This is a genomic window from Brucella sp. LJL56 (genome assembly GCF_054871705.1).
Genome location: NZ_JBTXLQ010000009.1, coordinates 19,744 through 32,927 on the forward strand (window position 1 = coordinate 19,744; position 13,184 = coordinate 32,927).

The following is a 13,184-nucleotide window of genomic DNA, read 5'->3' on the forward strand; positions in this document are numbered from 1 at the left end:
AGGACTGAAAAATGGCTCAGGATCTCAACGGAAAAGTTGGCGCCGTTACCGGTGCTGCCTCTGGCATTGGCTTCGAATGTGCCAAGCATATGATCGAAGCGGGCATGACGGTGTTTCTCGTCGACCGTGACGAGAAGGCGCTGAAGGAAAAATGCACCGAGCTTGGCGACAAGGCCAGGCCTCTGGTCATCGATCTGCTTAATCCGGCGTCCGTCGCCACCATGATGCCGCAGATTCTCGAACAGGCTGGCCAGCTCGACGTGTTCCACGCCAATGCCGGCGCCTATATTGGCGGTCCTCTGTGGGAAGGCGACCCGGACGCCTGGGACCGCATGTTGAACCTCAATATCAATGCGGCCTTCCGCACTATTCATGCGGTGTTGCCGCATATGATGGAACGCAAGACTGGCGATATTATCATGACCAGCTCCGTTGCAGGCGTCGTGCCGGTGATCTGGGAGCCGATCTATACGGCATCCAAACATGCCGTTCAGGCTTTCGTGCACACGGTTCGCCGTCAAGTTGCCCCGCATGGAATCCGCGTTGGCGGCGTTCTGCCGGGCCCGGTAGTGACCGCGCTCATCAGCGACTGGCCAAAGGCCAAGCTCGATGAAGCACTTGCCAATGGCAGTCTGATGGAGCCGAAGGAAGTTGCGGAATCTGTGATGTTCATGCTGACGCGCCCGCGCAACATCACCATTCGCGATCTGGTCATCCTTCCGCAGAGCCTCGATCTGTAAATGGGAGCGACCATGACCAGTTATTATCTGGGCGTCGATGTCGGCACCGGCAGCGCCCGCGCCGGGCTGTTTGACGCCAGCGGTACCATGCTTGCTTCGGCCAAGCGCGATATCACCATCTGGCGCGAAGCAGGCAGCGTTGTCGAGCAGTCGAGCGCCAATATCTGGCAGGCCGTGTGCGAAAGCGTGCGTGAAGCAGTCAAGATTGCCGGTGTCAATCCAGTGGAAATCGCCGGTATCGGCTATGATGCGACATGCTCGCTGGTCGTATTAGGCGAGGGGGGCAAGCCGCTTGCCGTAGGGCCATCCAACGATCCTGAGCGCGATATCATCGTGTGGATGGATCATCGCGCCGTCGAACAGGCAGAGCGGATCAACGCGACCAACGCCAAGGTACTTGACTATGTTGGCGGCACCATTTCTCCCGAGATGGAAACGCCGAAGCTGTTGTGGCTGAAGGAAAACAAGCCGGAAACGTTCGCCGCTGCCTGGCAGTTTTTCGATCTTACCGATTTTCTCACATGGAAATCCTGCGGTAGCCTTGTCCGCTCGGCCTGCACCGTAACTTGCAAATGGACCTATCTCAGCCACGAAAAGCGCTGGGACGAGGTTTATTTCCGTGAAGTCGGCCTTGACGAACTGGCGGATGAAAATTTCGTCCGCATCGGTACCGACGTTCGCGCGGGTGGCGAGAAACTCGGCGGCTTGAGCGAACAGGCTGCGACAGAACTTGGCCTGATGCCGGGCACAGCAATTGCCGCCGGACTGATTGACGCTCATGCAGGCGGTATCGGCACTGTCGGAGCGCGCGGTTCGGAAGGCCGGATATTGTCGCGCATGGCCTATGTGTTCGGCACGTCGGCCTGCACCATGACCACCACGGAACAGCCGGTCTTTGTGGATGGCGTCTGGGGTCCGTATTATTCCGCGATGGTGCCGGGTCTGTGGCTCAATGAAGGCGGTCAGTCGGCAGCGGGTGCTGCTATCGATCACCTGATCCACATGCATCCTTTTGCGGCTGAAGCCGAAAAGCTGGCGGCAGCTAAAGGCATGGGTTTGGCTGACAGTCTTGCAGCCGAAGTCGAGGCTAGAGGTGGTGTTGAAAATGCGGTTGTGATCGTCGGTGACATTCATGTCGTGCCGGAGTTCCTCGGCAATCGTGCACCTTTCGCCGATCCCGATGCGCGCGCGATCATTGCCGGGCTGGACCTTGATGCCGGAATCGACAGCCTGACGGCGCTTTATCTCGCCGGGCTGTGCGGCCTTGGCTATGGTGCGCGACAGATCGTCGAGGCGCAGAAGGCAAAGGGCATCGTGACAGACACTATCGTCGTCTCGGGCGGAGCAGCGCGTTCGCATTTGGTGCGACAGGTGCTTGCCGACACGACAGGCCTTGTCATCGCCGCCTCAACGTCGCCGGAACCTGTTCTGCTCGGCTCAGCCATGCTGGGCGCGGTGGCGTCGGGCGCTTATCCTGATCTTGCCTCCGCAATGCTTTCCATGTCTGAACTTGGGGAGGTGAACAGGCCGGATGCCGGGCGAACCAAATGGCACGACAGGCGTTGTGAGGCTTTCACGCTATTGCAGGCAACCGCTCGCAAGATCCGCTCAGCTCAAATACGCTAGTGGATTGAATTTGACGTTTGAATCCCGACCAACTGAAGCGCTGTTTCAAACGTCAAATTCGAAAAATCCACTCAATTCATAAACTTGCTGGTAGTCTTTTTGATTCCGGCATTCGTCCCGCGCCAGTGACGAATGTGGTGGAACGGCTGATCTCTGTCTTGCCGGTTCCGCCCCTGATCGGAGATTGACTGGCTTCGCTTGAAAATATGGCTCACAATTGCGCGTTGGGCTTACCAGATCTGGGCAAAATGCGAGGATTGCAACGTTAACGGGTTGTGGCTATTCGCGATCCGGCAAACGCCAGAAATGTTCCATCGTCTCATCAAGGAGCACCCATTCATGTTTCGATTGCTCGAATACAGATAGTGTGGGTGTTATAAAAGCGGGATCGGCGAACGAACCGACTGCTACTCCAATCACGGAGGGAGCAGCTTCGGGCAGCCAATAAACGGTTGAGCCGCAGTTTGGACAGAAATGCATCCGGACCTTGCGCCCGCTTTCGGCTGTCCGAACGAATTCGGTCGATGCACCGGAAATTTCAGCGCAATCTGACGCATAGAAAGCATTAGCGCTGAACGGCGATCCTGTCCGTCGCTGACAGGCGAAACAGTGACACAGTGCCGTCTATTGTGGTGGCCCATGCGGCGTTACTCTAAGATTTCCGCAAGCACATTGAGCATAGGTCATGGATTTCTCCTGCATGGTGAGATCGCATCAGTTGAAATGGAGTCGGAAGACAGCCCGAACGGCCATGTGGCTCGGGTGGAAGCTGGCGGAGACTCTGGCTTTGACGTGCAGTCGTTCGGTGCCAGCTTCATTCTGGGTTTCAGTTGCAACGTTGGCAATATCTGAACCGAGTACTGCATATTATTACCGCTTGAAGTTCTATCCGCAACCTCGATTAAACAGAATTTCTCACGCTTGCTTTTGTGCAAGATATTGCCGACGTTGTTGCCTGAGCTCCCATTCGGGAGAACACATGGGAGGAAAGACATGCAGCATTACAGACTGAAATCGCTTTCCCTTGCCGCTGCTATTGCCCTTGTTGGCCATTTGCCTTCGGCCTACGCGGCATCACCAGCCCCGGCGGAAGGCGAAAACGGCATGGTGGTTACAGCCCAGCATCTCGCCTCGCAGATCGGTGTCGATGTGCTGAAGAACGGCGGCAATGCCGTCGATGCGGCTGTCGCGGTCGGCTATGCTCTGGCAGTCGTTTATCCGACTGCTGGCAATCTCGGCGGAGGCGGCTTCATGACGATCCGCTTCAAGGACGGAAAGAGCACTTTTCTTGATTTTCGCGAGCGCGCGCCGCTCGCCGCCACCAAGACCATGTATCTGGACAAGGATGGAAAACCCGTCGAAGGCGCCAGTACTGAAACCTATCTCGCCATCGGCGTGCCAGGCACGGTGGCTGGCCTTGAGGAAGCACGCGAAAAATATGGCACCCGCAAGCGCGAGGAGTTGATCGACCCGGCACTGAAACTTGCCAAGGACGGCTTCACTCTGGAGCTGGGCGATATTCTCTCCTTTGCCGATGGTAATGAAAGACTGGCGAAAGACCCGGCTGCGGCGAAAATCTTCCTGAAAGACGGAAAGCCGCTTGGCTTGGGCGAGAAGCTTGTTCAGCCGGATTTGGCGAAATCGCTTTCGGCCATTTCCGAAAAAGGCACATCGGCCTTCTATCAGGGCGATATTGCCGATCTGATCGTCAAATCGAGCAAGGAAAATGGCGGCATTCTCGCCAAGGCCGATTTCGAGCAATACAAGGTCCGCGAGCTGGAACCGGTCAAGTGCAGCTATCGCGGCTATGACATCGTCTCATCGCCGCCGCCTTCTTCGGGCGGACTGATCATCTGCGAAATCCTGAACGTGCTTGAGGGCTATCCGATTTCCTATCTGGGCTACGGCTCGGCAGAAACCACGCGTTTGATGGTGGAAGCGATGCGCCACGCCTATGTGGACCGCAACACGGCATTGGGCGACCCTGATTTTATCGATAATCCAATCGAGAAGCTCACCAGCAAGGCCTATGCCGCAGAAATCCGCAGTCGTATCGATCCTTATCGCGCCGGTGTCAGCGAGGCGCTGAAGCCAGCCGAATTCAAGGAGTCCAACGAAACCACGCATTATTCCATCGTGGACAAGGACGGCAATGCGGTCGCCGTGACCTATACGCTGAACGGATCGTTCGGCACGGCCAAGGTGGCCGAAGGCACCGGCATTCTCCTCAACAACGAGATGGACGACTTCACCATCAAGCCGGGTGTGGCCAATCTCTACGGTCTCATACAAGGCGAAGCCAACGCCATCGAACCGCGTAAGTCACCGCTGTCCTCGATGAGTCCGACCATTGTGTCGAAGGATGGCAAGCCATTCATGGTCATCGGCAGTCCCGGCGGTTCGCGCATCATCACGATCACGCTGGAAGCAATCATGAATGTGATCGATCATGGTATGGACATTCAGGAGGCGATTGACGCCCCGCGCATCCATCACCAGTGGCTGCCCGACCGCGTCTATACGGAAGCGAACGCGCTTTCGCCGGATACGATCCGGTTGCTCACCGGTATGGGCTATACGGTCGGTGAAGACGCTGACTGGCCGGTCTGGGGTGAGGCAGCGGGCATTCTTGTCGGCGGCAAGGATATGGCAGCCATCGAAAAGGGCGGCGACAACCGCTATTATGGCGCCATAGACAGCCGTGCCGTCGCAGGTGCCGCCATAGGGTACTAAAACTGAACCACTTCGGCGGTAGCTGAGGGTATAGAAGCGAGGAGACGAGATGACGTCACGTCTCCTCGCTATTGAGGCTGATCAACCAGCGCTTTTGTCGTTTGTCCGTGCGCTCGTCAGTATTTCAATGACCATTTCGGAGGCCTTGTTAAGCGAACCGACTGGCAGAAACTCGTAAATTGAGTGGAAGTTGTGCGCGCCGCAGAACAGGTTCGGGCACGGCAGCCCTTTTTCGGATAGCACTGCACCGTCATAACCGCCGCGCATAGGCAGCGGTGTGGGCGTCAGGCCTATTGCCTTCATGGCCTGAAGGGCAAGCACGACCGGATAACGGTTCTCGCCCTGCAGGCTTTCGGCGGCGTTCCGATAGACAGCCTTGTAGTCTACATGAACTGTGCCGTCGCCATGGAGCTGGTTGAAACTTGCGGCGAGGTTCTCGATGAACGCACGACGTGTTTCGTAACCGTCCTTCGTGAAATCCCGGATATCGATAATGAGGCTTGTCTCGGCAACGGTCCCCTGAATGCCCTTGGCCCAATAATAGCCTTCAGTGCCTTCCGTATATTCCGGGCGTTCGCCGCCTGGCATCATTGCAATGAATTGCTGGGCATAGAGAATGGCATTGCGCAATTTGCCCTTGGCCGACATCGGATGGGCTGGCTGGCCCTTGAAGGTGAGGCGGAATTCACCGGCGTTCCAGTTCTCATACACGATCTCGCCAACCGCACAGCAATCGAGCGTATAGGCGAAATCGGCTTTCAGTGACGCGACGTCGAGCGCCTTGGCTCCAAGCAACCCGATTTCCTCATCGGGAACAAAGACCACCTTGACTGTGCCGTGCTCGATTTCGGGGTGAGTAGTCAGGACCTGCATGGCATGCATGATCTCGGCGATGGCGGACTTGTTATCGGCGCCGAGCAGGCTGGTGCCGTCCGTCACGATGATCCTGTCTCCGACATAACGTTCCAGCTCGGGAAATTCGGCAAGTCGCATGACGGCGCCAGTCGCTTCATTGAGCAGGATATCCCCACCCTGATAATCGACCACATGGGCGCGGGTGTCGGTCGTATATTCACTGGACGTATCGAGATGGGCGACCCATGCAATCGTCGGAAACTGCTGATCGGCATTCGAGACATTGGCAGGCAATGTGCCAACAACGATCGAGTGGTCACGCTCTTCGACTTCCATGCCCATGGCGCGCATTTCGCTGGCGAGCAACTTTGCGAGATCGGTTTGCCCTTCGCTCGACGGGAGTTTGCCTGCATTCGGCACAGCGGTTGTGTTGATGCGGGTATAGGCTAGAAAGCGGTCTACGATATCCATCTTGTTTTCTCGGCTAGAGCATTTCCAGCAAAAGTGCGAAGCGGTTTTGCGTCGGATAATGCGTAAAAACAAATAGATAGAGCATTTTCAGCAATTCGCTTAAATTGAAAATGCTCTATTGGTCAACTTGGCTCGGATTTCATCTGAGCACGAAAGAAGAATAGCGGGCGTTTAGGCCCGCCACCCGGAATTTATCGCCAGTTGTCGAACCGGCGCAGGAAAAGACTTATTCCTCGATGTTGACGTCTTCGAAAAGATAGCCGCCAAAGGGATCGATGCGGAAGTCTTTGACTTTCTTGCTGATCGGCTGTTCGACGATCTGATGGGCGATTGTCAGCCAGGGGGCCTGCTCCTTGAAGACGACCTGCGCCTGCTCATAGAGCTTGGTGCGTTCTGCCTGATCGGTCGTCAGCTTGGCTGCCTGAATGAGCTTCTCGAAATCCTGATTGCACCAGTTTGCGCGGTTTGCGCTGCCGATGGCCTGACAGCTCAGAAGGGCTGCGAGGAAATTGTCGGGATCGGCGATGCCGCCGGTCCAGCCAAGCATGACGGCGCCGTCGCGATCCTTTTCCAGCGAACGCTTGAGATATTCACCCCAGTCATAGGTGACGATTTCCGCCGTTACGCCCACCTTGGCGAAGTCGGACTGCATAAGTTCGGCTGCGCGGCGCGCGTTCGGCATATAGGGCCGCTGCACGGGCATCGCCCAGATTTTCATCTTCAGGTCTTTGACGCCCGCTTCATCAAGCAGCTTGCGCGACTGTTCGGGGTCATAAGGATCATCCTTGACGTTCTTGTTGTAGCCCCAGACACTCGGCGGCAGCGGATTGACCGAAACGACTGCCGAGCCGAGATAGACCGCATCGATGATCGCGGCCTTGTTGACCGCCATGTTCAGCGCCTTGCGGACACGTACGTCGTCAAACGGCTTCTGCTGGGTGTTATAGGCAAGGAAGGACAGATTCAAACCTTCCTTGTGCAGCATTTCAACAGCCGGGTCCTTCTTCATCTCCGCAATATCGGCAGGGTTGGGAGCGGCGATGACGTGGCATTCGCCCGACTTCAGCTTCTGATAGCGCACGGCTGCATCCGGCGTGATCGCAAAGATGAGATTGTCGATCTTCTGCTTGCCCGCCCAGTAATCGGGATTGGCCTGGTAGCGGATGGCGCTATCCTTCTGATAGGCGACAAACTGATAGGGGCCGGTTCCGACGGGCTGCTGGCTGAATTCCGCAATGCGGCCTTCCGCGACGAGCTTGTCGGCATATTCCTTGGACTGAATGACGGCGAATGTCAGCGACAGCGTCGAGATAAAGGTCGCTTCGGGATGCGCCAGCACAAACTTGACCGTGTGATCGTTGATCTTTTCGATTTTCTCGATCAGCGAAGGAAAGGAATAGGCCCCGAATTGCGGCCATGCGCCCTGATTGTAGTAGGGATTGTCCTTGTTCCCCTGACGGTCGAACGTGAAGATCACATCGTCCGCATTGAATTCACGCGTCGGGGTGAAAAAACTTGTGGTGTGAAACTTCACGCCCTTTCGCAGATGAAACGTGTATTCCTTGCCGTCGGCAGAAACGTCCCAGCTTTCCGCGAGACCGGGTTCCAGCTCCGTCGAGCCGCGCTTGATCTTGATAAGTCCATTGGAAACATTGCGCGCCGATGCGTCATATACGGCGCCGGATGTCGTCTGCGCTGCATCGAACATTTCAGGAGATGCCTCGGAGCAATAGATCAATGTCTTGGCAAAGACCTGTCCAACTGCCGTGCTGTTGAGCGCAGCCGCGACCAGCGCGGCTGAAAATAGTTTTCCGTAAGTATTCATGAGGCTGCATTCCCTTGCTGGCGACGCGACCGACCTTCGGCGGTATGTTGTTCAGTATCGACTTTTACAGATGATTCTAAACAGCAGTGCAGTTTCATATGAGCGCGCAAAGGCTCGTGAAGCAAGCTCAAAAGGCCCTAGCTCGCGCTGCCCGTTCCTGGAATTTCGGGGATCATCTGGCGAAGCAGGTTCCGCAGGATCGAACGCACGGCGACGGTTGCTGCCGATTGTTCGCGGTCACGAGGCGTGATGAGGCGAACCTCACGCACGATGGCGGGGTCCGTCAGGGGGCGGGCCACGATGCCGCGACCGCGCAAGGCGGTGAAGGCATAGGCGGGTAGAACTGCGATGCCGGCATTGACCTCCACCAGTGACAGTACGGTATGAATCTGGTTGGCTTCCATATGCGGTCGAAGTGCCAGTTTTGCCTGTTCGAAGCCGATTTCGGTTAAAAGCCGGATGTTGCTCTTCTGCGTGAGCGTGATGATCGGCTGATTGTCGAGTTCGGACCAGCCGACCTGTTCATATCCGGCGAAATCGTGATCGGGCGAAACGAATATCATCAACTGATCGCGCAGTGCCGTCTGGCTTTCAACGTCCGAGTCTTCACCGGAAAAGGTGCCGACGCCCAGATCGCAACGCCCGTTGCGAACCTGTTCGATGACGATTTCGGGCCCGACATCCTCGATCTTGATGACGAGGTTGGGGTGTTCATCGGCCACACGGCGAACCAGACGCGGAAGCACTGTCGTGCACAGCAATGGCGGGGCGGCAATACTGACCTGACCGCGCCGCAACTTCCCCAGATCGCGCACCACTTCGGCGGCGCGATCAATTTCGGCAAGACCGGCAAGCGCGCCTTCGGCAAAGGCACGCCCTGCATCGGTCAGGCTGACACGCCGCGTCGTCCGGTCGAACAGACGCGTATCCAGCACCGTCTCTAGATCGCGGATGGTGTGGGAAAGATTGGCCTGGGTCGTCCTGACACGCTCGGCTGCGCGGGAAAAATTTCCCAGTTCGACCACGGCCTGAAAACATTCGATCTGGCGGAGAGTGGGGCGCATCGGCTCACTTATGAGTTTTTGTTTATGAATATATTCTACTTACAAGACTTCCCGAATGAAAGAAAGTCAGGCTCGATCAGGAAGACGCGGGTATGGAGTGACCCGCCCCCGAAGCGAGGATTCCGATGAAGTATGACCGTCAGAACGCCAAGGCCCATTCGCGCGCTACGATGCGCGGTATCTGGGCTGCGGCAAACACGCCTTTCAACGAGGACGGATCGATCGATGAAGGCGGCTTTCGCAAGAATGTCGACCATTGGATCAACGATCTGGGCATTGACGGACTTTTCGTCGCGGGAAAGCAGGGCGAATTCTTCTCCATGTCGGTTGACGAGCGCAAGCGCATGTTCGATCTGGCTGTTTCGGCAGTTGGTGACAAGGCGCAGACGATCATGTCCTGCTCGGACCAGAACATGGATGTGGTTATCGATCTGGCCAAACATGCGCAGGCCAGCGGCGCCGACTATATCGTCGTTCATGCGCCGGTTCTGCATTTCCTGCGTGCGCAGGATGAAACGCTGCTGCGCTATTACGAAACGATTGCCTCGAAGGTGGATATCGGTCTTGCGCTGTGGTCGCATCCCGATAGCGGCTATCTGATGAGCCCTGAGCTCTGCAATCGTCTGGCCGATATAGAAACGGTCGTCGCGATCAAATATTCTGTCCCGCGCGATATGTATCGCAAGCTCACCGAACTGGCGGGCGACCGCATTCTGGTCTCGACCGCATCCGAAGACGAGTGGCTGGACAATATTCTCGAACTGGGCTGGCAGCTTTATTTGTGCTCTTCGCCACCCTATACGCTGCAGACCAAGTTTGATCGCCGCATGCGCGATTATACCGATCTGGCCTTTGCGGGCAAAGAGGCTGAGGCGCGCGCCGTCTGGCAAAGTCTGGAACCTGTCCGTCATGCCTTCAAGTCGACGCGACCGGCTGAAAAGCCCACTTCGCATCAAAAATACTGGCAGGAGCTGCTCGGTCAGGTTGGTGGACCTGTTCGCGCGCCGATGCTTGAGCTGACCGATACTGAAAAACGGGCAATCCGGGAGGCATTTGATAGCTGCGGTCTCAAACTGTCCTGATCGAACCAAAAAGGGGAACAAGAATGACAAAACTAAGCGCCTTCAATTTTCAAAAATGGATCGATGAACACAAGCACCTGCTGAAGCCTCCTGTCGGCAATCAACTGGTGTTCAAGGATGCGGACCTGATGGTTACGGTCGTCGGCGGTCCGAACAAGCGCACCGATTATCACGACGATCCGGTGGAAGAGTTTTTCTACCAGCTCAAGGGCGACATGCTGCTGAAGCTGCACGATACGTCGACGGGCGAATTTTACGATGTGCCGATCCGCGAAGGCGATATCTTCCTTCTGCCCGCGCATGTCCGTCATTCGCCGCAACGCCCGCAGGAAGGCTCCATCGGGCTGGTGATCGAACCGGCCCGTCCAGAAGGTGCTCTCGATGCCGTCGAATGGTATTGCTTCGAATGCAGCAGCCTCGTTCATCGCGCCGAAGTAGATCTGGAGTCCATCGTCGAGGATCTGCCGCCGCTTTACGCCGCTTTCTACAATGACGAGAAGCTGCGGACCTGCCCGCATTGCAACACCGTTCATCCTGGCAAGAACCCGCCGGAAGGTTGGGTCGCGCTTTGATGGGGTGCGCCCGGCGAAACTGTCGGGCGTCCATGCATAAGCATAAAAAGACAAGGGGAAATGAAATGAGAAACAAACTTCTGATGATCGGTCTGCTGGCGGGGCTGACGACTGGCGCTGCTGCCGCCGAGCCTGTCAAGATTGGCGTGATTACGACCCTATCGGGTCCGGGCGGTTATCTCGGTCAGGACGTGCGCGATGGCATGAAGCTTGCCATCGATGCAGAAGGCGGCAAACTCGGTGGCGTGCCGGTTGAACTGAAGGTCGAGGACGATGCGGCCAAGCCCGGCAACGGACGGCAGATCGCCGAGCGGTTCATGTCGGAAGACGGCGTCAAGCTGTTTACTGGCATCATCTTCTCGAATGTTGCCGGTGCAACGGTGCCGGATATCATCGACAATGACGGTATCTATATCAGCGCCAACGCCGCGCCGTCGAACATGGCGGGCAAGGGCTGCGATGCGAATTACTTTGTGGTCTCCTGGCAAAATGACTCACTCCATGAGGCATCGGGGATTGCTGCTGAGCAGGAAGGTTTCAAGCGCGCCTTCATTCTTGCGCCGAACTATCAGGCGGGCAAGGATGCGCTGGCAGGCTTCAAGCGCCGGTTCAAGGGCGAAGTTGTTGGTGAAATCTATACCCAGCTCGACCAGACCGACTATTCGGCTGAGATGGCGCAGATTCGCGCCGCAAACCCCGATGTGGTCTTCCAGTTTCATCCGGGCGGCATGGGTATTGCGTTCATGCGCCAGTATCAGCAGGCTGGTCTTCTCGGCAAGATTCCGATGGTTCTTTCCGAACCGTCCAGCGATGCGGTGATCCTCAAATCACTGGGTGACGCTTCGGTCGGCATCATGGCCACCAGCCACTGGAGCCCGGATATGGACAATGCAGCGAGCAAGGAACTCGTGGCAAAGTGGAAAGCCGCTTATCCTGACCGGCCGCTGACCTATTACGGCACGCAAGGCTACGACGTGGCTCGTCTGATTGCTTCTGCCTTGAAGCAGACCGGCGGCGTTGACGATATGGATACGGTGCGCGAAGCGCTGCGTAAGGCGGATTTCCAGTCGGTACGCGGCAATTTTGCCTTCGGTCCGAACCAGCATCCGTTGCAGGACTGGTATCTCCTTGATGTGGTCAAGGGCGAGGATGGCAATCCGACCACCAAGATTAAGAAGAAGCTAATCGAAAATTACGGTGATTCCTATTCTGCAGAGTGCAAACTCTGACAGCCACCGTCCGACGCGCGCGAAAGCGCGCGCCACGCTTCTTTTCATTTCTCATGAAGGTCGTTTTCTCCAATGACACTCATCTTCGAGCAGCTTTTGAATGGCCTTCTCTACGGCATCATGTTGTTCCTTCTGGCGGCAGGGCTGACGCTGATCTTCGGGATCATGGGCGTTATCAACCTCGCTCACGGTTCGCTCTACATGATCGGTGCGTTCATCGGCACCTGGGTGGCGGTGCAGACCGGAAATTTCTGGTTGGGCCTGCCCGCAGCCATTCTGGCCGCGACGATTGCCGGTATCGTGATCGAGCTTGGCATCATGCGAAAGCTCTATCAGCGCGATCATCTGGATCAGGTGCTGGCGACTTTCTCGCTCATTCTGATTTTCAATGAGCTGACGGTGCTGATCTTTGGCCGTCAACCGATTTTCACGCAATTGCCCGCATCGCTCTCGCAGCCGATCGAGCTGTTTTCAGGCCTGAGCTATCCGCCGTTCCGGCTGCTCATCATTGTGGCTGGCCTGCTGGTCGCTGGCGGTCTTTATCTGCTCATCAACCGCACCCGCATCGGCATGCTGGTCCGCGCAGGTTCGACCAATCGCGACATGGTGCGCGCGCTCGGCGTGGATATCCGCCTGCTCTACACGCTGGTGTTTGCATTGGGCGCTGCCTTTGCCGGGCTTGCCGGTTTCATGACCGGGCCGATCCTTGCCGTTCAGGTCGGTATGGGCGAGCAGATCCTGCTTACCACCTTCGTGGTTGTGGTTATCGGCGGCGTCGGCTCGATCAAGGGAGCCTTCATTGCCGGGATTTCGCTTGGCATTATCGATACCTGCCTGCGCGCCTTTCTGCCTTCCATTCTGCGCCACTTCATGGCCGGGGCCGAAGCCGACGCGCTTGGCGTGGGCATCGCCTCCATGGGCATCTATCTGCTGATGGCCATCGTTCTTCTGTTCCGCCCGAGAGGCCTCTTTCCGGTGGGAGCCTGA

General features: G+C 56.8%; 11 protein-coding genes and 1 pseudogene. 8 read left to right on the forward strand and 4 right to left on the reverse strand.

Annotated features, from left to right (window positions below; genetic code table 11):
* Nucleotides 1-11 precede the first annotated feature (11 nt).
* Nucleotides 12-740, forward strand: a complete 729-nt coding sequence (locus tag ACYSN1_RS19450; protein WP_461727177.1) for an SDR family oxidoreductase — start codon at nt 12-14, stop codon at nt 738-740.
* A 12-nt stretch (nt 741-752) separates the two neighbouring features.
* A complete protein-coding gene (locus ACYSN1_RS19455; protein WP_461727178.1) occupies nt 753-2,366 on the forward strand; it encodes an FGGY-family carbohydrate kinase in 1,614 nt (537 codons plus the stop codon).
* Nucleotides 2,367-2,645: 279 nt separating this feature from the next.
* Here ACYSN1_RS19455 and ACYSN1_RS19460 read toward each other — a convergent pair.
* A pseudogene (locus tag ACYSN1_RS19460) lies at nt 2,646-3,053 on the reverse strand (GFA family protein).
* Here ACYSN1_RS19460 and ACYSN1_RS19465 point away from each other — a divergent pair.
* Entirely contained in the window at nt 3,006-3,218 is a 213-nt protein-coding gene (locus ACYSN1_RS19465) for a hypothetical protein (protein WP_461727346.1), read from the forward strand. The pseudogene ACYSN1_RS19460 and the gene ACYSN1_RS19465 overlap by 48 nt on opposite strands.
* Before the next feature lie 141 nt (nt 3,219-3,359).
* A complete protein-coding gene (gene ggt, locus ACYSN1_RS19470; RefSeq protein ID WP_461727179.1) occupies nt 3,360-5,099 on the forward strand; it encodes a gamma-glutamyltransferase in 1,740 nt (579 codons plus the stop codon).
* Nucleotides 5,100-5,180: 81 nt separating this feature from the next.
* On the opposite strand, the gene pepT is transcribed toward ggt, so the two are convergent.
* The 3 genes from pepT to ACYSN1_RS19485 all read right to left on the reverse strand — a co-directional run bounded on the left by pepT (nt 5,181) and on the right by ACYSN1_RS19485 (nt 9,314).
* On the reverse strand, nt 5,181-6,425 hold the full coding sequence (gene pepT, locus ACYSN1_RS19475) for a peptidase T (RefSeq protein WP_461727180.1): 1,245 nt from the start codon (nt 6,423-6,425) through the stop codon (nt 5,181-5,183).
* Nucleotides 6,426-6,651: 226 nt separating this feature from the next.
* Nucleotides 6,652-8,250, reverse strand: coding sequence for an ABC transporter substrate-binding protein (locus ACYSN1_RS19480; RefSeq protein ID WP_461727181.1), 1,599 nt, complete (start codon nt 8,248-8,250; stop codon nt 6,652-6,654).
* 137 nt (nt 8,251-8,387) lie between these two features.
* Nucleotides 8,388-9,314, reverse strand: coding sequence for a LysR family transcriptional regulator (locus ACYSN1_RS19485; protein ID WP_140021696.1), 927 nt, complete (start codon nt 9,312-9,314; stop codon nt 8,388-8,390).
* 125 nt (nt 9,315-9,439) lie between these two features.
* Between ACYSN1_RS19485 and ACYSN1_RS19490 the strand changes: the two genes are divergently transcribed.
* The 4 genes from ACYSN1_RS19490 (at nt 9,440) to ACYSN1_RS19505 (ending at nt 13,184) form a co-directional block, all read left to right on the forward strand.
* Nucleotides 9,440-10,396: a dihydrodipicolinate synthase family protein gene (locus tag ACYSN1_RS19490; protein WP_461727182.1), complete on the forward strand. Its 957-nt coding sequence runs from the start codon at nt 9,440-9,442 to the stop codon at nt 10,394-10,396.
* Between the two features lie 23 nt (nt 10,397-10,419).
* Complete coding sequence (locus ACYSN1_RS19495; RefSeq protein WP_461727183.1) at nt 10,420-10,968, forward strand: 3-hydroxyanthranilate 3,4-dioxygenase; 549 nt, start codon at nt 10,420-10,422, stop codon at nt 10,966-10,968.
* A 65-nt stretch (nt 10,969-11,033) separates the two neighbouring features.
* Nucleotides 11,034-12,197 (forward strand): ABC transporter substrate-binding protein, encoded by a 1,164-nt coding sequence (locus ACYSN1_RS19500; RefSeq protein ID WP_461727184.1) that lies wholly within the window; start codon nt 11,034-11,036, stop codon nt 12,195-12,197.
* A 72-nt stretch (nt 12,198-12,269) separates the two neighbouring features.
* On the forward strand, nt 12,270-13,184 hold the full coding sequence (locus tag ACYSN1_RS19505) for a branched-chain amino acid ABC transporter permease (protein ID WP_461727185.1): 915 nt from the start codon (nt 12,270-12,272) through the stop codon (nt 13,182-13,184).

Excerpts from the sequence above, each read along its gene's own strand:
- ACYSN1_RS19450 (WP_461727177.1), top strand. The coding sequence starts at position 12 with ATGGCTCAGGATCTCAACGGAAAAGTTGGCGCCGTTACCGGTGCTGCC.
- ACYSN1_RS19455 (WP_461727178.1), top strand. The coding sequence starts at position 753 with ATGACCAGTTATTATCTGGGCGTCGATGTCGGCACCGGCAGCGCCCGC.
- ACYSN1_RS19465 (WP_461727346.1), top strand. The coding sequence starts at position 3,006 with ATGCGGCGTTACTCTAAGATTTCCGCAAGCACATTGAGCATAGGTCAT.
- ggt (WP_461727179.1), top strand. The coding sequence starts at position 3,360 with ATGCAGCATTACAGACTGAAATCGCTTTCCCTTGCCGCTGCTATTGCC.
- pepT (WP_461727180.1), bottom strand. The coding sequence starts at position 6,425 with ATGGATATCGTAGACCGCTTTCTAGCCTATACCCGCATCAACACAACC.
- ACYSN1_RS19480 (WP_461727181.1), bottom strand. The coding sequence starts at position 8,250 with ATGAATACTTACGGAAAACTATTTTCAGCCGCGCTGGTCGCGGCTGCG.
- ACYSN1_RS19485 (WP_140021696.1), bottom strand. The coding sequence starts at position 9,314 with ATGCGCCCCACTCTCCGCCAGATCGAATGTTTTCAGGCCGTGGTCGAA.
- ACYSN1_RS19490 (WP_461727182.1), top strand. The coding sequence starts at position 9,440 with ATGAAGTATGACCGTCAGAACGCCAAGGCCCATTCGCGCGCTACGATG.
- ACYSN1_RS19495 (WP_461727183.1), top strand. The coding sequence starts at position 10,420 with ATGACAAAACTAAGCGCCTTCAATTTTCAAAAATGGATCGATGAACAC.
- ACYSN1_RS19500 (WP_461727184.1), top strand. The coding sequence starts at position 11,034 with ATGAGAAACAAACTTCTGATGATCGGTCTGCTGGCGGGGCTGACGACT.
- ACYSN1_RS19505 (WP_461727185.1), top strand. The coding sequence starts at position 12,270 with ATGACACTCATCTTCGAGCAGCTTTTGAATGGCCTTCTCTACGGCATC.